This window comes from Sinomicrobium pectinilyticum, from assembly GCF_003725735.1.
Classification (GTDB): Bacteria; Bacteroidota; Bacteroidia; order Flavobacteriales; family Flavobacteriaceae; genus Sinomicrobium; species Sinomicrobium pectinilyticum.
Window position 1 is genome coordinate 1 of sequence record NZ_RJTM01000185.1, and the last position, 23,908, is coordinate 23,908.

20 protein-coding genes are annotated in these 23,908 nt (G+C 41.1%); all 20 read left to right on the forward strand.

The genetic code is table 11. The features are described from left to right. Positions 1-97: 97 nt before the first annotated feature. Complete coding sequence (locus ED312_RS22605) at positions 98-2,452, forward strand: GH92 family glycosyl hydrolase (RefSeq protein WP_123218311.1); 2,355 nt, start codon at positions 98-100, stop codon at positions 2,450-2,452. A gap of 596 nt (positions 2,453-3,048) precedes the next feature. Beyond that, complete coding sequence (locus tag ED312_RS22610; protein WP_123218292.1) at positions 3,049-4,104, forward strand: efflux RND transporter periplasmic adaptor subunit; 1,056 nt, start codon at positions 3,049-3,051, stop codon at positions 4,102-4,104. Positions 4,105-4,127: 23 nt separating this feature from the next. Continuing rightward, positions 4,128-7,199: an efflux RND transporter permease subunit gene (locus tag ED312_RS22615; protein ID WP_123218293.1), complete on the forward strand. Its 3,072-nt coding sequence runs from the start codon at positions 4,128-4,130 to the stop codon at positions 7,197-7,199. An 11-nt stretch (positions 7,200-7,210) separates the two neighbouring features. Continuing rightward, positions 7,211-8,518, forward strand: a complete 1,308-nt coding sequence (locus ED312_RS22620) for a TolC family protein (protein WP_123218294.1) — start codon at positions 7,211-7,213, stop codon at positions 8,516-8,518. A gap of 359 nt (positions 8,519-8,877) precedes the next feature. Next, the gene (gene tssD, locus ED312_RS22625) at positions 8,878-9,264 is read left to right on the forward strand and encodes a type VI secretion system tube protein TssD (RefSeq protein WP_123218295.1); all 387 of its coding nucleotides are present in this window, start codon (positions 8,878-8,880) and stop codon (positions 9,262-9,264) included. 428 nt (positions 9,265-9,692) lie between these two features. After that, complete coding sequence (gene tssD / locus ED312_RS22635; RefSeq protein ID WP_123218297.1) at positions 9,693-10,088, forward strand: type VI secretion system tube protein TssD; 396 nt, start codon at positions 9,693-9,695, stop codon at positions 10,086-10,088. A gap of 9 nt (positions 10,089-10,097) precedes the next feature. After that, complete coding sequence (locus ED312_RS22640) at positions 10,098-11,000, forward strand: hypothetical protein (protein ID WP_123218298.1); 903 nt, start codon at positions 10,098-10,100, stop codon at positions 10,998-11,000. 5 nt (positions 11,001-11,005) lie between these two features. Further along, positions 11,006-11,470, forward strand: a complete 465-nt coding sequence (locus ED312_RS22645) for a hypothetical protein (RefSeq protein WP_148044356.1) — start codon at positions 11,006-11,008, stop codon at positions 11,468-11,470. A gap of 106 nt (positions 11,471-11,576) precedes the next feature. Then, entirely contained in the window at positions 11,577-13,415 is a 1,839-nt protein-coding gene (locus ED312_RS22650; RefSeq protein WP_123218300.1) for a type VI secretion system Vgr family protein, read from the forward strand. A 1-nt stretch (position 13,416) separates the two neighbouring features. Continuing rightward, positions 13,417-13,590: a hypothetical protein gene (locus ED312_RS24000; protein WP_170164606.1), complete on the forward strand. Its 174-nt coding sequence runs from the start codon at positions 13,417-13,419 to the stop codon at positions 13,588-13,590. Continuing rightward, a complete protein-coding gene (locus tag ED312_RS22655; protein WP_123218301.1) occupies positions 13,574-14,932 on the forward strand; it encodes a LysM peptidoglycan-binding domain-containing protein in 1,359 nt (452 codons plus the stop codon). The genes ED312_RS24000 and ED312_RS22655 overlap by 17 nt, the downstream gene beginning before the upstream one ends. Positions 14,933-14,951: 19 nt before the next feature. Next, entirely contained in the window at positions 14,952-15,461 is a 510-nt protein-coding gene (locus tag ED312_RS22660; RefSeq protein ID WP_148044357.1) for a hypothetical protein, read from the forward strand. A 102-nt stretch (positions 15,462-15,563) separates the two neighbouring features. Then, positions 15,564-15,980, forward strand: a complete 417-nt coding sequence (locus tag ED312_RS22665; protein WP_123218303.1) for a hypothetical protein — start codon at positions 15,564-15,566, stop codon at positions 15,978-15,980. Between the two features lie 70 nt (positions 15,981-16,050). After that, the gene (locus tag ED312_RS22670) at positions 16,051-17,115 is read left to right on the forward strand and encodes a hypothetical protein (protein WP_123218304.1); all 1,065 of its coding nucleotides are present in this window, start codon (positions 16,051-16,053) and stop codon (positions 17,113-17,115) included. Between the two features lie 10 nt (positions 17,116-17,125). Then, positions 17,126-17,626: a DUF4280 domain-containing protein gene (locus ED312_RS22675; RefSeq protein WP_123218305.1), complete on the forward strand. Its 501-nt coding sequence runs from the start codon at positions 17,126-17,128 to the stop codon at positions 17,624-17,626. Positions 17,627-17,703: 77 nt separating this feature from the next. Beyond that, positions 17,704-20,448, forward strand: coding sequence for an OmpA family protein (locus ED312_RS22680; RefSeq protein WP_170164607.1), 2,745 nt, complete (start codon positions 17,704-17,706; stop codon positions 20,446-20,448). 4 nt (positions 20,449-20,452) lie between these two features. Then, positions 20,453-21,064, forward strand: a complete 612-nt coding sequence (locus ED312_RS22685; protein WP_123218307.1) for a hypothetical protein — start codon at positions 20,453-20,455, stop codon at positions 21,062-21,064. Positions 21,065-21,078: 14 nt separating this feature from the next. Further along, positions 21,079-21,855: a hypothetical protein gene (locus tag ED312_RS22690; RefSeq protein ID WP_123218308.1), complete on the forward strand. Its 777-nt coding sequence runs from the start codon at positions 21,079-21,081 to the stop codon at positions 21,853-21,855. Between the two features lie 161 nt (positions 21,856-22,016). Continuing rightward, positions 22,017-23,276 (forward strand): hypothetical protein, encoded by a 1,260-nt coding sequence (locus tag ED312_RS22695; RefSeq protein WP_123218309.1) that lies wholly within the window; start codon positions 22,017-22,019, stop codon positions 23,274-23,276. 1 nt (position 23,277) lies between these two features. Beyond that, a complete protein-coding gene (locus tag ED312_RS22700; protein ID WP_123218310.1) occupies positions 23,278-23,838 on the forward strand; it encodes a LemA family protein in 561 nt (186 codons plus the stop codon). Positions 23,839-23,908: the final 70 nt, after the last annotated feature.

A 23,908-nucleotide genomic window follows, 5' to 3' on the forward strand; every position in this document is an offset into this window, starting at 1 on the left:
AGGTCCCCTATGGGGGCTAGCCAAAGCCACCTTCTTAGAAGGTGTGATTTTTACTTACCGGTTTTCAATTTAAAAAAATACACCAATGATTATAATTATGAGACGATTTTTCCTTTTACTTCCGGTTTTGATGCTTCTGGGCTGTAATGAAGCCGGGCAAAGCAAAGAAACAAAAATATCTTCCGACACTGACGTATTTACATATGTAGACCCGAATATAGGGACGGCGCACAGCCGTTGGTTTTTCTATACACCGGCTTCAGTACCCTTTGGAATGGCAAAACTCGGTCCCTCAACCAACGGAAGTTACGGGAATGCCTATGGGTGGGATGCCGTGGGGTATGACTCCCGTCACCACAGTATCGAAGGTTTTGCCAACCTGCACGAATTCCAGGTCGGTGGTTTCCTGTTTGCCGCTATGACCGGTGAGTTAAAGACAGTACCCGGTACATTGGAAGATCCTGATTCGGGATACCGTTCCCGGTTCAAAAGGGAAAATGAAGTAGCTCAGCCTGGTTACTACAAGGTTCTCCTGGACGATTATAATATTACGGCCGAACTTACGGCCACCAAGCGTGTTGGATTTCAGAGGTACCACTTCCCTGAATCCGGCGACGCCTATGTGATTATGGATATTGGAAATGAGTTGGGAGAAAGCGGAGAGGTCAAGGATGCCTATGTTTCCTATGATAAAGAAAACCAGAGCGTAGAAGGCTGGGTGATCACATATCCTAAATATGTACAGAAATACCAGCCTGAGGGAGAAGTCAAAATGTTTTTTTCTGCAATGATCGATACACCGCCTTTAACTGTAGGGACTTTTCAGGGAGAGGAACAGTTTCCGGGGGAAACCGACAGACAGGGGAAAGGAGTCGGTATATATCTTGGATTTGAAACAAAGCAGGATGACAGGGTAGAGGTTAAAACAGGCTTTTCCTACACTTCCTTGGAAAATGCCCGGAATAACCTGATGCAGGAAGCCAGGGACCTGGATTTTGCCAAGGCTAAAAAAGCGGCTCAGATAACCTGGAGAAAGGAATTGAACAAGATACGGCTGACAGATACTTCAACAGTCAATAAAACGAAATTCTATACAGGGCTGTTCCACGCCTTGCTGGGTCGCGGGCTGGCCAGTGATATCAACGGGCAATTCCCGCAGAATGATGGTAGTGTGGGACAGATTCCTCTGGATGAAAACGGAATCCCCGAATATGCATTTTACAATACCGACTCGGTTTGGGGCGCATTTTGGAATCTTACCCAGTTGTGGACCCTGGTATGGCCGGAATATTATAATGATTTTGTACAAACACATTTGGAGGTGTATAAGAATTCCGGGTGGCTGGGCGACGGACTGGCCAATTCCAAATTTGTCTCCGGCGTCGGGACCAATTTTGTAGGCCTGATCATAGCTTCTGCCTACCAGGCCGGTATCCGTGATTATGATACCAATCTGGCATTCAGGGCGGCATATGAAAATGAGGTCAGGTATCATAATCGTAATGAAGGTGCCGGGAAAACCGATCTGAAAAACTTTATTGAAAAGGGGTATGTGAGTCAAATCAATGGTATGGATACCAATCCCGAAGGCTCGGGATTTTCAGCTTCCCATACCCTGGAATACAGTTATAGCAGTTTTGCAGTGGCCCAACTGGCCAAAGCATTGGGAAAAGAAAGAGAATATAAAGAACTGATGAAGTTATCGAGGAACTGGGAGAATATCTATGACGAAAAGTCAGATTTTATCCGTCCCAGACTGGCTTCCGGGGAATTCCTCAAGGATTTTGATCCTTTTGCCCCATGGAAAGGATTTCAGGAAGGAAATGCCTGGCAATATACCTTTTATGTGCCTCATACCCCCAAGCGACTCGTTCATAAAATGGGAGAGGAAAAATTCGTAAAACGTCTGGATTCTATTTTCAGAGTATCTGAAAAGACCAAGTTCGGCGGGGAGGATATCGATGCCTTTGCAGGAATAAAATACCTTTATAACCAGGGAAATCAGCCCAATCTGCACATTGCCTGGTTGTTCAATTATACAGACCGTCCATGGCTCACCCAGAAATGGGTAAGAAAGATCTGCAACAACTTCTATGGAACAGAAGAAGTTCACGGATATGGATACGGACAGGATGAAGACCAGGGACAATTAGGAGCGTGGTACGTGATGTCTTCCATGGGATTATTCGATGTAAAGGGGCTGACCGGGCTGAGACCTTCTTTTCAATTCGGAAGCCCTATGTTTGAAAGGATTCAGATTGAGAATGGTTACGGGAATACGATCAATATCACCACGGAAAATAATAAACCCGGAAATTACTATATCCAGTCCGTTACACTGAACGGGAAAGCATATCACCAGAAAGAGATTCCCCTGGAAACTCTGAAATCCGGTGCAAATCTGCATTTTGTAATGGGCGATACCCCCAATAAAGATTTATTCAGGAAATGATCTGTGTTTGTTATATCGGAAAGTATGTGCATATCCTGATTTTAAAAAAACTTGATGAGCGACTTCTGCTGACCGGGAAATCAATGCCGGCCTATCCGGAAGATCTGGAATAATCCCGTTATAGTTTTAATTTATGGGAGGAAGAAGTACTACATACCGTCTGTGTTTTGAACAGGTGCCATCGCGTATTAAATTTAATATGGAAAATACAGGGTAGATAACTGAAAAGTAATTATTTCGGAGGTCATTTCTAAAAATGGCGGACTGCACAAAAATTTCCGCGATTTAAATTCTCTGTACAATAACTAACCGGGTATCCTATTCTGACATAAAAAGAGGTATCTCAATAATCATAATACCAATTTCCCGAATTCTTCACAGCGTTTGATCCTAACACCAAAACTGCCGTAAATATATATGGCGGAGTAGGATATTTAGGACTTTTTTCTTAAAAAAATGTGAAACCCCGGTAATTTTGAAATTGCATTAAACCATTGAAGGCCTATAAAGTCTTATTATTGCAATGCTAAAAGGCTTTTTTACTGTCCTGCAGGCAACACCGTTACTAACTCAAAATAATTAACCTAATCTATTGCATGAAAATACGGACCATTATTTTCGGCCTTTTGGGTATCGGGCTCATCGGGCTTATAGCCTATCGGATTAACAAAAATAATTCAGCGGGGGATAACCCTCAGGGATCTTCCCGGGCTCCTTTAAAAATTGCCGGAAGGATTTTAAAACCCCAGAAGTTCGAAGATCAGCTTTTTCTTTCCGGTTCTCTGGAAGCTAATGAACAGGTGGATATACGAAGTGAAGTTTCGGGAGTTGTAGAGAATATTTATTTTCGGGAAGGGACCGAAGTTACCCAGGGACAAGAGCTTTTTAAGGTAAATGACATTGAATTAAAAGCGCAACTCTCCAAAGTACAGACTGCAAAAAAACTGGCTGCCGAAAATGAAAGAAGAGCAAAGTTACTTCTGGAAAAACAGGCCATAAGTCAGGAAGAATACGATATAGCCAGTGCCGATTATCAATCGGCAACAGCCGAGGCAGAGCTCATTGCCGCCCAGCTTTTCAAAACTTCGGTGAGGGCGCCGTTTTCCGGCACTATAGGTCTCAGGAACATATCGAAAGGCAGTTATGTTACTCCTACTACGATTATTGCAAAACTTGTAAATACAGAGCAATTAAAACTTACCTTTTCCATTCCGGAAAAATATGTTTCCCGGATGAAAGTTAACAGTACACTCACCTTTACTACTTCAGACGCAGACAAAATGTTCACGGCGAAGATTTATGCCATAGAGCCGGAAGTTGATATTACCACAAGAACATTAAAAATGCGGGCTACTGTAAACAACAGCGACGGGGTCCTGTACCCGGGCATGTTCGTCAATGTCAATTTTCCGCTCGAAGTCGTCCCGGACGCACTGATGGTCCCTACCGAGGCACTGATTCCTATTCAGAACGGAAAAGAGATCTTCATTGTTGAGGGGGGGAAAGCCAAAGCCGTTGAAGTCAAAACCGGCTCACGTACCAGCAGTGATGTACGCGTCATTTCCGGACTGAAACCCGGCGATACGATTCTCACTTACGGTATCATGGCACTGGATAACGGTACGCCGGTAGAAGTAACACTAGATAATTAACCGATACAGACCACCTGATCCCGATGAATCTCTCCACTATAAGTATTAAACGCCCGGTCCTCGCCCTGGTAATGAATATCCTCATTATCCTTTTTGGGGTTATTGGTTATATGTACCTGGGTATACGCGAATTTCCTTCCATCGATCCCGCGCAGGTTTCCGTACAGACCAATTATGCCGGTGCGAATGCCGACATTATCGAATCCCAGATTACCGAGCCGCTCGAAAAGGCAATCAACTCCATTGACGGGATACGGAATATAACTTCTTCCAGTACCCAGGGATCCAGCAGGATCAATATTGAATTTAACCTGGATAAAAACCTGGAAGAAGCAGCCAATGATGTCCGCGATAAAGTATCGCAGGCAGTGCGAAACCTGCCGGAAGACATAGATGCTCCCCCGGTAGTAACCAAGGCCGATGCGGATGCGGAGCGTATCATTTCCATGACTGTACAGAGCGATGTTAAAAATATTCTGGAACTCTCGGATTATGCGGATAATGTAATTGCCCAACGGGTACAGACTATCCCGGGTGTAAGCAGTGTGCAGATATGGGGGCAGCGTAAATATGCCATGCGCTTGTGGATTGATCCCATTAAGCTGGCTTCTTACGGTGTAACCGTGGGGGATGTCAGAGATGCATTGCTCGCCCAGAACGTGGAATTACCCTCAGGGAAATTAACCGGAAACAATACCGAACTTACCGTCCGGACAATAGGAAACCTTTCTACCGAAGAAGAATTTGACAATATTATCATTCGTGCCGAAGGGGAAAGAATAGTACACTTCAGTGATGTGGGTAAGGCCGCTCTCGAAGGAGAGAATATGGAGACCAAGATGAGTGATTCCGGTCAGCCTATGGTCGCTGTTGCCGTTGTTCCGCAACCTGGCACCAACTATCTCGAAATAGCCGAAGCCTTCTACAAAGAATATGAAAAGCTTAAGAAAGACCTTCCCGAAGGATTCAAACTGAACGTGGTTATCGACGATACGGTTTTTGTAAAAAGAGCCGTAGAAGAAGTAGCGGAAACATTGCTGATTTCCGTAATTCTGGTCATACTCGTTATTTTTATCTTTTTCCGGAACTGGTCTATGGCTTTGCGTCCCCTGCTGGATATTCCCGTATCTCTTATCGGAACGTTTTTCATCATGTGGCTGTTGGGGTATTCTGTTAATGTATTAACGCTTTTGGCTATTGTGCTGGCAACGGGACTGGTAGTAGATGACGGAATTGTGGTTACGGAAAATATCTATAAAAAAGTAGAGGAAGGAATGAACCCCATAGAGGCTGCCATAAAAGGGTCGAATGAGATCTTTTTTGCGGTGATCTCCATATCCATTACACTGGCCGCGGTATTCCTGCCCGTAATTTTTCTGGAAGGGTTCGTAGGGAGATTGTTCCGGGAATTCGGTGTGGTGCTGGGGGCCGCCGTACTGATTTCCGCTTTTGTTTCGCTAACGCTTACTCCAATGCTTAATGCTTATTTGATGAAGCCCGGTAAGCAGAAACAATCGAAATTTTACAATATGACCGAACCTTATTTTGTAATGATGAATAAGGGGTATGCCAGTTCGCTAAAAAGCTTTATGAAACGCAAATGGCTTAGCTTTCCGATCCTCTTTGCCTGCCTGGGGCTTATATGGCTGTTTTATGCTCTTCTGCCTAAAGAAACTGCTCCTTATGAAGACCGTAGTTTCGTCCGGCTTAGTGTTACTGCTCCGGAAGGTTCTTCTTATGAATATATGGACAGGTATATGACGGAGATTACCCAACTGATCAACGATTCCATTCCGGAAAAAAAGGTAAGCCTTATACTCACCTCTCCCGGTTTCGGTACCTCTTCCGTTAATAGTGGGCGTGCTAATGTAGCCCTGGTGGCGCCGGAAGAACGGGACAGGTCCCAGCATGAAATTGCCGTGGCGCTGGGTGCATGGGCGAAAAAATATGTAGGGGCAAAAACCAGTGTTTCGGAAAAGCCTACTATTTCAGTAAACCGTCGTGGTGGTCCGCCAATCCAGTATATTATCCAGGCACCTAACTTTGAGAAGCTCGAGGAAAAAATCCCGGAATTTATGCAGGAAGTGGAAAAAGATCCTACCTTTTCCTTTACCGATGTGGACCTGAAGTTTAATAAACCTGAAATTTATGTAGATATCGACCGGCAAAAAGCGGAAAGTATGGGGGTCTCGGTCCGTGACGTTGCACAGACCCTGCAGTTGTCACTGAGCGGGCAACGTTTCGGTTATTTCCTGATGAACGGCAAGCAATACCAGGTAATAGGGCAATTCGACAAAAATGACAGAAATGCCCCTGTAAATCTCACTTCTATTTTTGTCAGGAACAAGGACGGGCAGTTAATTCAGCTGGATAACCTTGTTAACATAACAGAGCACAGCAGTCCGCCTCAGCTATACCATCATAACCGTTACCTCTCCGCCACCGTTTCTGCAAACCTGGCGGATGGGAAAGCCATTGGAGATGGTATAGAGGCTATGGAAAGGATCAGGGAAAAGGTGCTTGATGACTCATTCACTACCGACCTCGGAGGTGAGTCACGGGATTTTGTGGAAAGCAGTTCTAATACCTCTTATGCTTTCGGACTTGCCCTCCTGCTTATTTTTCTGATTCTTGCGGCACAATTCGAAAGTTTTGTCGATCCGTTCATCATTATTCTCACCGTTCCCATGGCTGTTGCCGGTGCCTTGTTCTCATTGTGGCTCTGTGGTGAGACCTGGAATATATTCAGCCAGATAGGGACTATAATGTTGATAGGGCTTGTGACCAAAAACGGTATTCTTATCGTAGAATTTGCCAATCAGCTCCGGGAAGAGGGAATGCCGAAATCACAGGCTATTATCGAAGCAGCCGAGTCGCGTCTGCGCCCGATATTAATGACCAGTCTTACCATTATCCTGGGGGCATTGCCCATAGCCCTTTCACTGGGAGCAGCCTCTACCAGCCGTATAGGAATGGGAGTCGTTATCATCGGAGGGTCCCTGTTTTCACTGATACTGACACTTTTTGTTATCCCCGCGATTTATGTGCTGTGGTCCAGAGATAAAAAATATCGTCCGGAACTTGATGCCGTGTAAAAAATAATATCATGAATAAACGAATACTGTCTGTATATTTCATTTTCGGATTTCTGGTTATAAAAGGAAGAGCCCAGGAAATACTTACGCCGGAAGATGCCATAAGGATAACCCTGGAAAATAATTATGATATCCGCCTTGCCGAAAATTCCTATGAATCCGATCAATTGGGAGTAAGTGCCGGATTTGCGGGAATGCTTCCCCGGGTCGGCCTGGTACTCAATGATAATAATAGTACCCAGAGTCTGGACCAGACCAGGACTGATGGAACAGAACGGTCCCTGTCCAATGCAAAGAACAATAGTCTTAATTATGGTGTGGCGCTGGATTGGACCGTTTTTGATGGTTTCGGAATGTTCGCCCGCCACGAACAGCTTCAGGAACTGGAAAAACTGGGAGGCGCCGAGCTGAAAAAAGCTATATTGACCAATGTGAGCAATGTACTCATTACCTATTATGATGTGGTACAACAGCAGCAGCAACTCGCAGTACTGGACAGTACGCTGGTTATTTCCGAACAGCGGGTGGAACTTGCGGAAAACCGTTTTATAATCGGTAAGGCTTCGAAACTCGAACTCTTGAATGCCAAAGTGGATTTGAATACGGATCAGACCCTGAAATTAAAACAGCAGGAGTCCTATAACAATACTAAAATACAGCTCAATGAACTTTTGGCCCGCGACAGTAAAACCGATTTTCAGGTAGTTGATAAAATTGCTGTGGATAAGGACCTGTTTTTGCCTGAACTGGAGGTTCTTGCCAAAGAACGTAACCCCGAACTGCTTGCCCAGATTATTAATAAACAAATTGCAGAACTGGAACTCAAACAGGTCAGGGCAGGACGTTATCCTACGATAATAGCCTCTACCGGATATAATTTTGCCAGATCAGAATCCAGCCTGGGCTTTACTACAAGCTCGTCGTCTCATGGCTGGAATTACGGCTTTAGCGTAAGCCTGAATGTCTTTGACGGATTCAATCAGAACCGGAACGAAAAAATTGCCAAAATTGCCATTGACAATAATCAATTAATGATCGAACAGCAGAAACAGGCCTTATTATCCCGGTTAGGAACGGCATTTCAAACGTATCAAACCAATCTCGGACTTATTGTCCTGGAGCATAGGAACGAGAATATCGCCAAAGAAAACCTGGATATTACAATGGAAAAATACAAAATAGGTACGATTCCCACCATTGAGTTCCGGACGGCGCAGCTCAATTATATCAATGCCCGGCTGCGACACAGCGAAGCAGTGCTCCAGGCCAAGTTATCCGAGATTACATTGAAGGCCATTTCCGGTAGCTTGTCGTTCTGATCTGCTTTTTTTCCTGAAAAAGAAATGCTGTTTGTAGGCCTTTAAAGTTCTGTATAAAAACATTACTGCCCGCAATCATTCTATCGGTTGAGGCTATGATCTTCCTGAAGTCGCATTTTGTATGGAAAGTATAAAATCGCGATTTTTTTCTTCTTTTCAGAAGCTACTTCTCCTGTATCCGGTCTTTTACCCTGCTTTACATAAAGCAATTCCTACGGAAGAAAACGTAAAGACAACACTTTCTTAATGTCAACTTTTGCATAATACGTTCGTATTTAATATCTTGCAGGCTGTATATAACTCAATATTTGATTTGGTATTTTTTTATTAGTTAACCTTAATTGTAAATTTTTAGTATTATGTCATTTAAAGCAACATTATCTGTCGGCGGAAAAAAGGTCAACATTTTAAGTGCTAATTACGACTTGGCACAGGAAGTGGACGCTACAGGGCGTCCTTCATCAATAACCCGGGGAGGGCGGATAAACCTTACCGTGGAATCCACAGGAGATTCCTTCTTCTTCGAATGGATGACAAATAACTTTGAACGTAAAAACGGTGTAATTACCTATATTAAACGAGACACCGATGCAAAACTCAGGGAAGTTAATTTCACCGAGGGCTACCTGGTGAAGTATAAAGAAAACTTCGACGCTTCCGGAGACAATCCTTTAACAGAAACTTTTACCATATCATGCCGTGCAGTCGCCAGTGGTGGCGGAGAGCATATCAACGAATGGGTGTAAATCATTCATTCCTGTTACAGTAATAAGCGAACCGGTCAAATATTACTTAAAAAGGGATGGACCACCATCCCTTTAGTTACCTTGCCCCCAATCTTACATATTTATATTATAGCGATTATCCGAAGAATTTTGGTACTGAATTCCGGATGAAATCTCAGATTTCATCCGGAATATCTGAAGTAACAGTGGTACCGGCTTTTCAGGTAGTTATCCCTGCCCGCCAATTCGCATGCCCCGTGAAGTATGTGAAATTGGCTTTCGGATATTCTTTTTCAGGATTGTCCGGAGATGTATTTTATTAAGGCATATCAGTAGCATTGAAATGTTTATAGTGAAAATACCGGGTTTCGGGGATATAGGATAAGCGCGTAAAAGCGTACTTTTATAGAAAAAATAAACACAATCCGTACAGAAATAATACTTTAATTATGAGTTTTTTATCAAAACTGACCATTGATGGCGAAGAAATGGTAGTACTGCGGTACAGAATGTCTATGGTCCAGGATACGGACCATAGCGACAGACCGGCAGCCGACCCCAGGGGCGGACGTATTCGGGTGCTGGTGGAACTTACGAAAAGTACTTCGCTCTTCGACTGGATGCGGAACCCGAGCCAGGTAAGGGACGGCGAGTTCGTATTTTACCGGAGGGACGGAATGTCTAAAATGAGGGGGCTGCAATTTAAAAAGGCATATTGCGTAGCGTATGAAGAAGCCTTTGATTCTGATGATTCCCTGCCTATGCGTGCAGAAATTACCATTGTAGCCAAAGAGATCAATATCAATGGTTCCCGGTTTGATAAGAACTGGCCGAAAGCCTTATAAACAATTATCATGGATATTAATATACATTCCGCGGAAGATGCCAGGGAGTGGGCAGAGTTTTTTGCCGACATGGGAGCTGATGTGGAAATGAATTTTATACTTCAGAATGCAGATAATAATACGATAAACAATACAATCTCCTCTGGGGGAAATAGCTTTATTAATCAGGAATTCATAACAAATAACCTTTTGGAACCAAATGATTGGGTCAAAAAATGTAACACCTGGTCCTGGGACGATGATATTATCAGTATGGAACAGGCTAAAGCGGCCGGATATGATGATTACCATGCCCCGGGTTCTATTATAGACAATGCGAAAATAGGGGACGGGGAACCCGGAAGTGTATATCTGGGGTATGACAAAACAGATTTTTCCTATACACCGTCCAACAAGGAGGTTACGCCATGGCAGGTAGGTACGGAGTGGCTTATCGGTGCCGGACCAAGACACAGGGATTTTAAAAACGGGGATTATTTTACCGAATTATTGAGATTACACGATCATATAGAAGAAACCCGTACGGTTATTATTGAAAATATCATAAAAGGAGGAGAGCTATATGGTTCTTCCGCATATAGCCTGGGAGGAGTTCAGGGTGTTGGAAAATACGTGAAGGATTATTCCACCTTGTTAACAGGCGGGCAGACCGGAAATCTTGCAGTGACTTATTTGGGGTCTTATAATCTGAAATGGGAGGTAATCAGTATTCAAGGAGGAGAGGCTACAGTCCAATTCTCCGTCTATAATTCCTCGACGATGCAATCTGCCTCACGTCTTCCGGTTATCGGATATCATCCTGCATGGCAGAAAACGGTCGGACAAAAGAACAACAACAGTTTTAAAAGCGGTTGGGGTTCACAAACCTCTCAATCCTTTATCTGGACGGAAACCCTCAAACTGAAAAAATGAAGGTAATGCTCAAAACTATATGGATGGTTTGTGCCCTCTTTTTCCTGAACGCCTGTGATAGGCCACCAGAACTTAAAAAAGAGCAATTTACGGGAAGCTGGGAAAGTGGGGACGGGGCAATTATAGAGCTCAGGGAAGATGGTACCTATACAGCAAGAAAACTGGATTTCTTAGCATATTGTTGTTACGATGAAATCGAAGATACTATGAGGTTTGATATGGAAGGAGACTGGCGTATCATGGAAGAGGGAGACCGGCCAATCCTAAAACTCAGCAGTAATCAAACATTTGAAGATTATGGTATAGAAAAGACCTATACCGTAGATGATAAAGTACTTAGCCATAAAATAGGGATGGAGTTAAATATCTCCGGCCGGGGAATGTTGGAGAATAAACCGCCGTGGCACCTGTTTTACTGGGTTGGAGACCCTGACGATATGAATAAGTACGAATTTTTAAAGAAGGAGTAAAGCAGTAAGATAGTGGAATATGATACTATCCTCCGGTAAAAGGATAAAATCTGAGCAGTTTCTTACGGACATATTGAGATATTGACAACTGAAAAAACATTACATCATGCCGATCCAGACGAATATTAAGATGAACATTAACGGAGAAATATTGAACAAATTCTCCAAGATTGGTATTATACAGAATGTTCTGTCACATCATGCATTTTCTATTAAACAACCACTGCCTAAGGTCTTTATTTCCGAGGCTATAGACAAGGCCCAGGGGTATATCGGGCAATCTGTTCATATTGAGATAGAACCTAAAAACTTTGGAAGTTCGGCCACGCCCCTTATTTTCAAGGGCCTGGTAACGGACGTAGATGTAGACCGTAGCCGGGGTGCTGCCGGCGAAATTGTTATCTCCGGGACCAGCCCTACCATAAAAATAGATGGTGTACCCAATACCCGGTCTTATATCGGTAAGGAATTGGCATCCATTGTCCGGGACACCCTGGGTTCACAAAAAGAAAGTATGAACCTGAATATAAAGGTCAACCGGGACACTGCCCTGGATTATACCGTACAATACCGGGAAAGTGATTTTGATTTTCTGTGCCGTATGGCGCAAAAGAAAGGAGAATGGTTTTATTATAACGGGACAGAATTGATTTTCGGGCGACCACAATCCGAAACCTTTTCTTTGATCTACGGGCAGAATGTCACCAAGTTCAAAAGACATATGAGCATTAAACCCCTGGGATTCCAATTCTCCGGATATGATCCGGAAGCAGCAGCCATTCAGAAGACCAGTTCAGATGAGATCGGTTACGACAGCCAGGGGCTTACACAGGCTATGTTGCAGGCCTCCAAAAGAATATTTCCGAATAATGGGGCCTCTATGCACTATACACATCCCATTACCCCGGGAAATGCCCAAAGTCACCTGCATGACAGGGTGAAAACACAATTGCAGGGCAGGGCGGCCGGATTAGTGACCGCAAAAGGGATCTCCTCCGAAACAGGTCTGCGTATCGGTGACATTGTCAATATCAAAGAACCCCGATTTTCCCTTACCGGGGATATGTCCGATAGCGTTAAAGAAGAATCTTTCGGTAGTTATTACATTACCTCTATTATTCATGCCTGTGACGAAACCGGAAATTACAGCAATGAATTCCAGGCGGTGCCCGATGTGGTGGAAGTGCCGCCATATACGGATGTGCTTAATCCGCCTATAGCAGAAACCCAACCTGCAATAGTAACGGACAATAACGATCCGAAAGGGCTGGGCCGTGTAAAAGTAAAATTCCACTGGGATTATGAAAGCCCCTGGATACGTATGGTACAGCCCCACGGAGGAGGGAACAAAGGTTTTTATTTTATTCCCGAAGCGGGGGAAGAAGTCCTCGTGGCTTATGAGGGAGGAAATGCAGAGAAACCTTACGTGGTGGGGACGATGTACAATGGCAGCCAAAAAAGTGGTTATGCCACGGCAAATAACGATCTCAAAGTCATACATAGCCGCAGCGGCACCAAAATAAAAATGAACGATGCCGAAGGCAGTATATTTATCGAGGACCCTTCCGGAAATACATGGTTTATGGACGGGCAGGGGAATATCAGTGTTAATGCTCCCAAGAATTTTAATCTTGCCGCCGGAGAAAATATTACGATCTCCGCTGGTAAAGATGTAAGTGTCAGTGCCGGTGGAAACATGACAAACTCGGCCAATGAAGATATTGCGGTTACGGCGGGGAGAGATTTAAGTCAGAGTGCGGCGGGGACGATCTCGGAAACATCGGATATCAGAACCGAAATTGTGGAAAAGGATTTTTTAAGACAGGCCAATACTTCCAGTGAAATTGCAAATGAGATAAGCATGTTCAGCGAAGGAGAAAACATGACCATGCAAAGTGGCAGTACAATAGAATTCAATAGTGCAGAAAAATCAAAACTGTTCTGATATGGCTATAGTCAAGCAGGCACAACAGGTTACTGTTGTCGTAAATAACGCCTATACTTTAAAAGTAGGAGGAAAGATGGAAAAAATAGCCAATAAGATCAATGTGGAAGCTATTAGTTCCGGCCTTACGCTGACCAGTAATAAAAAAATAGTGTCCAATGGGAACAAGCGTTAGTTTTGGAGATTATAGCCCCGGAGTCCTGCCGGTGACCATCATTGTACGGACGGCCTATTTTGCTAAGAAAAAAACGGAAGATGTCTTTGAAGAAACTACAGAGGAATATACCGTGGTAGCGGGGGATAATCTCTCTAAAATAGCAGATAATTATGAAGGGGTTTCCTATCAGGAGATTATGGAAGAGAACGGATTGACCTCTACCGTGATCAGTATAGGGGACACGTTAACTATAACCGGTCGGAAAAAGACAGGTGAAAAAACGAGTTTTGAAAAGATAAAAAACGGCAATGTAGGAGATGAGGTGTATATCGTAGCGGAGCATTTCGGTATCGTAAACAGTATACAGGTAACCCTGAAGGAACAAGAGGCTTTGCTTACCGATGGAGGGGCACTTTCCGTATTGCAGGGGGAGAATGAAATTACCACTATAGAACTCTGTGAACCGGAAGAAGAAAATTTAAAAGGTACACACCGTTATGCTAAGATAAAGCTACGCCCTAAGGACGATGAAACCCTGGAAGAATGGCGCGAAAAACTGGGAGAAAAGGAAATTATGGGATATACCGACGGACAACGGAGCATACCCCCGGAGAGTTATGACCGCATGATTACCAAAGAAGGATGGGAACCGGAATACGGGGACGCAAAAAAAAGTTTCTTATCTATTGAGGTTGAAGCCCAGGGAGAAGGGGAAATTACCTATGGAGGGACGGACAAAAGCAATGTGTTTTTGAATAAAGAGGGGGAGTGGTTTGAGTTAAGTAATCATAAAAAAGCTCCTTGGATGGTTTATGCAGAACAGGAATATGCAACTTATAAAGGTATAAATGAGAATACTACTCCATTGAAGGAAAGAATAAAAGATCACTATCATAAAAGTACAACTCTAGGAAAGTCTCATTATGGAAAGAAAAGTGAATGGACGCATAAAGTCTCTTGGTGTGCTTCTTTTGTTAACTGGTGCTTTGAACAAACAAAAGATTTTAAAGAAACCAACATAAGTGGAAATGGAAGTTATAATTCATTAGCTTTTGATTGGACTCCCTCAAATTGGGAGAATGGAGAAAAATGTGAGCCGTTTTATGGAGCTGTTATCACATTAAAATATTCACATACTGCGTTTATAGTCGGTAAAAATTCCAAAGCCAACAAATATGTTTTTTTAGGAGGTAACCAGGGAGGTAAAAATGCAGGAGAGCAGCAAATACGTTATGGTACGGTTACTATAGGCCAGGAAAAATCAATTAGTAAACCAAAGAATTACACAGTTTCAGAAAAAGAGAAAGAACTGCAGGAGATGAATGTGAATGCTGATGGGTCTATGGAAACAACTCGATAACAACATAATTATAGAAAACATGAATCATTATCTTAAAATTTTTCTTTTAACATTAACCTTTGCCTCATGTATAGGGAATAATAAGGCGGAATCTGGTAAAGGAATAGAAAATTCTTCAGAACTTCCCAAAGATTCTGTATTTGACCTTAAGAAGGATAGTATAAATTGTTTTAAGGAGGAAGACAGGAAGAGAATCATGAAATTACTGGATTTTTTCCGGAATTCATGTCAGGACGCAAAAAAATCTATCCCAGAAATGACCAAGATATTTTCTTCCGAATTTCTAAAGGAGTTTAAAGAATTCCCATGTAAATATTATATGGAGGCGGTAAAGTTTAAAGCAGAACCTGACTTTGACATTAGGAATCAACAAGATGAAGAATGCAATAAATTAGAAGTATATTTTAATTATTTATATACAATAGAAGAACAAGAGGAACAATATGCTGGAGAGAAAACATTTATACTGTATTTCATAAAAGATAAGGAAGGGGAAATCCTTTTGGACGGATTTGGAGTAGCAGGTTAGATGTATTTTCTGCTCATGAAGACATGTTATAGAGTCTTGTTAAACTAATATGCACAGAATGTAAAAATTATTAATCGGAATGAAGTTCGCCTGTTTTATTTTTTGACCGTAGAATGGGAATATACCCAAATCCCGGATTATGTAAATAGGGATTCATATTACAAAGTTGATTTTGAAGTAAACAAAATCCAAAAAGGATCGCTTGATTATAATGGTATATACGAGTTAATCGGAAGAAATGAATGTAAGCTTCAAATAAAGTTAAAAGATGATAAGTTGAATCTGAAATCGAATAGTAGAGAAGGGTCAGGAGTAGTTGAGGTTAGTAAGGGAAATGGGAAAATATTTCTTCTTTTCCGTGTAGAAAACAGTTCGAGAAATTTAGAAACAAAAACTGAATTTCGAGGGGAATATGAAGATTCTTCTATTCTTATTCAAAATTATGGTAACAGTGAAAATCCTTTTTCTCAGTTGGAAGAATGTGAAGATAAATATTTAGTATTAAAGAGAGCTTCTTGAAACTTTTTACTTCAGAACTGTAAAGAAGTGAAAAAGTTTAACAGAGTTCAACAAACCAATAAATAAAATCTTGCCCCCCAAATACAGAACATATAAAATAAACGAGGGAGACACACTGATCAGTGTGGCCAGGGCTCTGGGGATTACACCACAGGAAGCGAAGAGGTTCCACAATGTTTTCAGCAGTGAAGATGACCTTATAGATGTTGATCTTCCTTCGCATTTGCGTACACTTTATGTGTACCCGCATATCTATGAAAAGGTTGGAGACAACCCTGCGTTCGTAAAATTTAATTACGGATATACTCTCAGGTTTAAACCTGCGGAAAAACCACTTAATTATGGTGTGATGTATACCATTTCATCCGGTGAAAAAGAAGAAAATACTTTAAAATACAGGGTTAGGGTAACCTTCGTAAAGCAGGATGAAAAAGGATATGTCTTTGAGATAAACCGATTGTCAAAAACATATGTTAATGATGAAGAAGCGTCGGAAATAGCAGATGAACTGGCCGAAAAAGTATCAGGTGCGGTATACCCGTTAGAGGTCGTTATAGATGAGGACGGTAACTGGATGGATATTGCCAATCATCCTGATATACGGAAACGGTGGAAGCAGGTTAAAAAGCGGATTTTCGAAGAGTACGATGGAGCATGGGTAGAACAGTACGTAGCTGAAAGTGAAGCCTCGTTGGTAGATAAGGAATTGCTAAAGAAATCCTTGTCGGGAGATTGGTTTTTAGCGGCTTATTTCGGACAGATCTATGTGGATTATACTCCCGGATTTGTTTTTGAAAATAGAGTTTCATTTCCTGTTGTGCCATTTATAAGACCCGTAAAGTATACGGTGAAACAGGAAGTGAAAATGCTTCTGGATGAATACGGCCTGGTACAAATAAGTCAGGAAGGAAGCGTATCAGACAACAGGTCAAAGGCCGATTTGGAAAACAGGCAGAATTTCCCTCATGATGCCTTGTTGGACCCTGATTCGGAAAAAGCAGAAGGGACATATAAGGCTAAGTATTTTTTAAATGCCGGAAATAATCTGATTGAAAGTTTGTTTCTGGAGTGTTCTCTGCAACTGGAGAAGCGAAAGGAAATAAAAGTAGTCGTTTCTTTATTGGAAGATAAATAAACAGAAGATTATGAGCGAAAAACATGTTGTAGTTCATGGGGCGACCTGCAAGTGTAAGTTTAGCGAAAAACCTCAGACAGATGTATTGCAGGTGAAAACGCAAAGCAGGCATTTTGCCAATGACAAAGACGGTTCGCAGAAATTAATCGCAACCGATAAAGATGTGGGACAGACGTTGAAGAAGAACACCTTTGGCAAATGTAAGCTACAGCCTACGTCGAGCGGATATAAACCATGTCAGGCAGTTATCACTCAATGGAGTGGTTTTTATGAAGATACCATACTGTCCAATCAAGGCAAAATATTGCTTGAAGACAGTAAGGCAACATGCCCTATAGGAGGGGCAGATTGTATTTCTATAGACAACCACGGGCAAAAAACCGAGGGGAGTAAACAGAATGCGGATAATGCTAATGAAGATGTTCATAGTCAGCTGAACCCCATGACAAATATAAAAGGGATGAGTGCTCCGGTAGCGACCCATGAAGGAATAGAGGATTCTGCGCAATAACAAAGTTGATGGAATAGGTTATTATGGCAAAAGGAGTAAAAAAAATACGCTGTGTTCAAGGGAAATATTATCCCAGGATGTCGGCACAAAATGAAAAAGTGGTCATAGTGCCCGACCAGTTTGTGTATTTTATGGTCAGTGAATGGTATCCGGATACTACAGAAGAGGAAAAGAAAAGGGACCTTACCTGGATGCGGCAGGATACCGGCAGAAAGACGATCATAAGGCAAATGACGCTTCCCATAAGCAAGATGTATGGTGTGAAATTGCCAAAAAAACTGTGCGGTCCGTATAGCTATTATATAGAGGCCAGTCTTTTCGGAAAACGGGACCCGGCCGATACGGGGCTTTATGTCAACGGATATTGTCCTCCCAGAATAACTGGCAGTAAGTGGAGTACCCGGAATGGGGGAAGAGATGAAAGAAAAAGTAAAAAATTTGCTTATGGGGAAACGATCTACCTGAATCTGAGTACGGAAGGGCTTAACGGTTGTACTGACCTGTCCGTAGAGATATACAATATTCAGACACTACGAGGAGATAAACGTATCTTTACGTATAACCGTATACAAGTCATAGACGGAGAAGTCAACCTGGAAATACGGAATTCTTCTTCGTGGCAACCTCTGGTAAACAATATACAGGAAGAAGAAAAATTTTATATAAAAGTAAAAAACGGCAGAGGACAATATATTATAGATAATAACAACGATGATATCCATGCCCGTTTTCTGCGTATCAAAAATGAACTGGTATCGAATGAACCCGAACGTCCCAAGAACCTTACACCCGTAAGAATAGGAAAACCGCAGCTGAACATGGAGCGCTATGAACCATGTAAGTTTGAGACCATATCTATAACAGAAACAGAAGAGAAAGATGGTAAGGTACAGCAAAAGAAGGTTGTGGTTTTTGAGAACGGTAAGAATTTGTCAGGGGTCAGGGCTATTCCGGAATTGGTGAACCGTACCGTTTATTTCGATTTTGATTCGGCCGCAATAGAGTCCCAAAGCAGATCCGTTCTGGACAATACCCTTCGCTTTTTACTGGAACATGAACACTCTACGATTACACTTAACGGATATGCCTGTGTAATAGGCAAGGCAGATTATAACAAAACGTTGTCCCTTAGAAGAAGCCAGGCTATTAAACAATATTTGACAGATGGAGGATTGAGCTCCAGTCGTATTTTGAGTAATGGTAAAGGAGAAATACTCCTGGACAACAATAGAGACAATGATACCCGGAATGGAGCAGATAATTTACAATATAAGGACGAGAAGGAATATATTGAAGCCCGGAGAGTAGACATTTCCTTCACTTTTTACGGGCATAATGCGCAGATTATTACATACGAAACCACGGCACCGGACGTTTCTCTTAAAAAGGATTTGACAATAGATATTGTCGGGTTCGAAACCAAAAGCTGCTTTAGAAATGAAGATAATAAGCACAGAAAGGAAATTAAAATTATAGATACAGTTGAGGCGTCCACAAAAGTTTTTTCATCTCCTTCGTTTATTTATCCGGTGTATTCCGAATTATCGCGATTTGAACTATTCCCTATCCAGTATATCTGGCCTTACAAAACAAATCCGAATAACTTTGCTATGCATTTGCATAGTTGTCGGTACTATTCCAACGAAAAAAATATTCCTGTACTGATTAAGACCTATCCTGATGTTAAGTGGAAGCTTAATTTCTTTCTCAATCTAACAAATGATCTGAGCGTGAGATGGCAGAATATGGATCCTTATGAACATAAAGAATTGCAGGAAAGAGCAGGAAAAATTGGAGCCGAGAAGAGATGGGAACAGAAAGATGTTTCATTTGGCTTTTCGTTGGAAGGACAATGGAACATGGCCAAAAATGGTAATTACCTGAATAAAGATGAATTTAAGTTAAAATACGAAACCAAATTTAAGAAGTTATACGATTTGTTTTCTTCTATAGGAGCAATGTCAGACGGAATAACCAGCACTACAAAGGGCAAGGCAAGATCTGTTTCGCCTAGAGGGTTACCCGTCAGTTTTGCGGTTAAGCCACCCAATTTTTCATTAGCAGGGACCTGGTATCTAAGCAAGGTAAAAAGCGATGAAGGAAAAGAGTTAATGGGTACAAATGTCGACCTAGACTTTGATGCAAAACCATTAATCGGGTTAGAAATGACTATTGATCTCTTGGGAGGGCTTGTTTTTGCGGCTTCTGGAGTAGTAAGTGGAGGGACAGCAGCGTCAGGAGCTCTGGAATTATACAAACAAATCCAGGGAAAATTGAAAAGAGGAGTTGATTTTGGTGATGATGACGCCGGATTTAAAGCCAATGTAGACATTTATATGGATCTTATTATTTCTAACGAGATAATTACAAATATTGGTTTTAAATTTAATACCGCTGGAAAAAGAAACGACTCGGCCTTCAAAATAGAAGCGGATAACAGGTTGAAAATAGAATTAAAAGTAGGTATTAAAGTAAAAGGAGAGTTAGTCCTGGCCGTATTTAAGGCAAAGGCTTATTTCGAAGCTTCAGCCAGTGCCCAGGCATCTATAACGTTTGGACATGGCATAACATATGATGATACAGGACTCAGCTATCGCCCGAAATTAGGTTTTGACGGCTTGGATGCTAAATACGTTGTGGTGGTTAGTGTTGGTCTGGCCATGAAGATTGCCAAAGATAAGGATAGAATAAATGCAGAAAAAGATAAAGAATGGGTGTTAGCAGAGGGAGAATACAAAAATGTTATACCTCGTTTCGATGTAATTAAAAACCTTGAAGAATTGTTCGACATGGACGCCAACATTCCATTAATTAAAAATTAAAAAAATGATGAGATTTTTTGTTATTATGGTGTTTTTTAATGTATTAATAATGAGTTCGTGCACCTCGCAGATTGATATTGAAAAACTACAATATGGTGAAAATGTAGTGGAGGTACTAAAAAAGGTGGAGGATAAAAAAAGGGATAGAGATGTGCAACATGGTGTTTTGTGCTATAGAACGGAAGAGTTAGATCATTTTAAGTATGGAGATGTTACCTTTTCCAAGTACACTGTAGAGGATGGATATTCTTCTGATTATAGTTATATAGATGTGTATGTAGATAGTTATGAAAGTAACAAATATTTAGGAGTAACCCTTCAGATCGCCAATGAGAAAGAGGCAGTACGGTTTATTAATTATTTAGAAAAAACGAAAGGGGAGCCTGAAGTCCTGTATTCCGAAGAAGATATAAATGAAAACTTCGGAAAAGTATACGTTTGGCAGGATGATATAAAAGACCAGGTCATTTTGTTGGAACAAAGAAGTAATATAATAAAAAACGATAACAGATACATAGAAACAAGATGTGTCATAGCACAAAAGGATGTAAGGGTTGAAAATTCTACGAATCCAGATGTGTTTACCCTTTTAGAACAATTTAAAATGTCATATTAGATAAGAGAATAATAATGAGTGAACAATCATATTATATGCTGGATTTAAGCGCTTTGATGTGTTATTTTGAAATAAGGGTAAATGATGTCGAGGTATTTGCGTTTAACGTTGATGGGCAAACAAGTACGGATATTCCAATAAATCAAGGAATTCTGGAAAGTGGTCGACAGGAGATAGAAGTCAGGGTACTTCCGCTCCAAGGAAATAATACATTACATAAAGAAGCATATATAAGATACAAAGTGGTGGTGTTTGATGTCAGTTCCGGAGATTATAAATATATGGAGCAGTTTGACAACCATCAAACCCTTCCGGTAAAAGGGGAAATACCTGTTGTTGTACACAAAAGTAATTTTAATGCTAAAGTTCCATACAGAATAGAAGCATGGCAAAATGGGATTGACTTAAAACATGCGGATTTTGATATCAAACCTAAGCTAATAGAGGCCTATGAAAAATTAAGCAGATATATTGAGGAAGGGAATTATACAGCATTTATAGACGCAATGAGAAAGAGAGAGGAAAATATAGCAACGGCCATGTATCTATCCGAGAATGAGGCAAACCAAAGAATCTCAAGATTAGTAGATGATTTTCAATCAGGATTTAGGGTAGCACCTATATCGGATAATGTTATTGTAGAATTATCAGCTTATGGTAAAGTTGCAACACTCAAAAGAATGAATGGAATGTCTGCGTTGTTTTTGGAAAATGAGGATACACAGGAAGAATTGGTTCTTCAACCTACATTCTATATCCCGGAAGGGAAAACCGAGTTTGAAATTATTTGATAAATATAATAGCTACAAAAAATAAAGAACTGAATGCTTTGGGAATAGCCTGGTAGATATGTATTTCTAAAAATGATTCTGAATTTTTGAAATATTTCGAAGAAAGCAAATTAATCTGTGTTTGAAAAAATTGATTCAACTATAAACCACTACATTTCTTCATGAACAACCTGTTGGACCTCTATATAAAACAGGAAATAGAAACCCCAATGGTGGTTTTTTTTATGTTGTTTGCCACCGGGATTGCCATATTTCACACGGTGATCTTTGCGAAATTACTCGATCTGAAATTCAGAAAATGGTTGTTTTTTGTTTTAAATCCCATTTTGATCGGGCTGTCTGCACTGGTAAACAAAAAACTGGCTTTGATTGTTTTTTTCCTTTTGGTTATCTCCGTTTTTCTTTTTGCCATCATAGGAGCTATCCGGTCCGGAATTGTCAGTGCTCGGGAAAACAGAGCAAAAAGGACAAAATTCAACGCAAAGTATAATATAAAGCCCACACCGCTATGGAAAAAAATTGTAGGGGGGATTTTGGCACTTTCCTTTTTTTTTCTGTTTGCTAACATAGGGCCTTATGCCCTTGTATTGCTGTTTCTCATAATTCCCCTGGTAAATCTATTCCTGCCGGGAAATAAGAATAAATATTTACGGTATCAGCGTACCCTGCCAACCTCTAAAATACGTTCAGTAGCAATGGGACTGGCAGAAATTGAGGGAGAATTAAGGATGATCGAACCTGTTATAGCCCCTATTAAGAAGAAAGAATGTATAGGATATGAATACAGGATAGAGGATATTACAACCGATAAGGACGGTAAGGAAAGTTATCGAACTGTTTTTAACGAAACCGTTTGTAACCCTTTTTTTATAGAGGACGAAACAGGAAGCATGGAGGTGAATCCCGAAAAAATAGAATTTGTCTGGGTAGAAAAGGATGAGCAATATCGTAGAGGAGGCAAAAGGTATTCGCAACATTTATTAAAACCAGGAGAGCAAATGTTGCTTATCGGTAAGGTGAGTCTTAAAGACAACAACCAACCGGTTTTTGAATACGAGAATATCAAGAAGGTATTCGCCATCTCCCCTTCCCATAAAATAACATATTACAATACGTATAGGCCTTTGCTAAATTCCTTTGTCGGATTTACTTGTATTTTTGCCTTTATAGCAGCTGTTATTTTAATTACTCCCATGCGTATAGAGAGAGAGCAGATCATTGTGGAATATCCTGTTTTTCAAAATCCGTTCGGAGATCTTAAAAGCGAGGATATTTCTTCAGACTATATAAATGATGAAACGGCTGGTGAAATTCAGGAGGAGGGAAAAGAAATTGAATTCAAGAAAACGGAATACGAGAGAAATGATATGGTTATCGATACTTTTACCAGGTCAGAAGAACTCATTAATCACAACAAATAAAATGGAAACTATTATTTCATATGCTATTTTGGCATTGATAGTCTTTGGACTTATTGGTATTACGGTCAGGGCCTATAACCGGTTGGTAATGCTCAGGTTTAACACGGATAAAGCATTCGCGAATATCGACGTCTTACTTAAGCAAAGAGCTGATGAAGTTCCGGAACTGGTAAAAGTGGTAAAAGAATCTATGAAATACGAAGAAACCGTACTGGAAAGACTTACCAAACTTCGGACAGATTTTTTAACCGCAGAAAATCCCGAAGAAAAAATAAATTTATCCAATGAGATCAACAAGATCGTAAAATCCATTTTTGCCGTTTCCGAAAACTATCCGGAATTAAAAGCCAATAATAATTTTATGTTGCTGCAGCAGAGAGTTTCCGGTATAGAAGATGCTATTTCCGACAGGCGGGAGTTTTATAATGAAAGTGTTAATATGTACAATATTGGTATACATGAATTTCCCGATCTGATCTTGGCAGGAATATTACAATACAAGGAAAAAACCTTATTACAGATAACCGAAGAGGAAAAAAGATATGATGGAATTCAGTTCTGAAATAATGAATTGAGGGTGTAAACTGAACTCTGTCTGAATAGATTTTAATTATTAATTTTATTCAGACAGT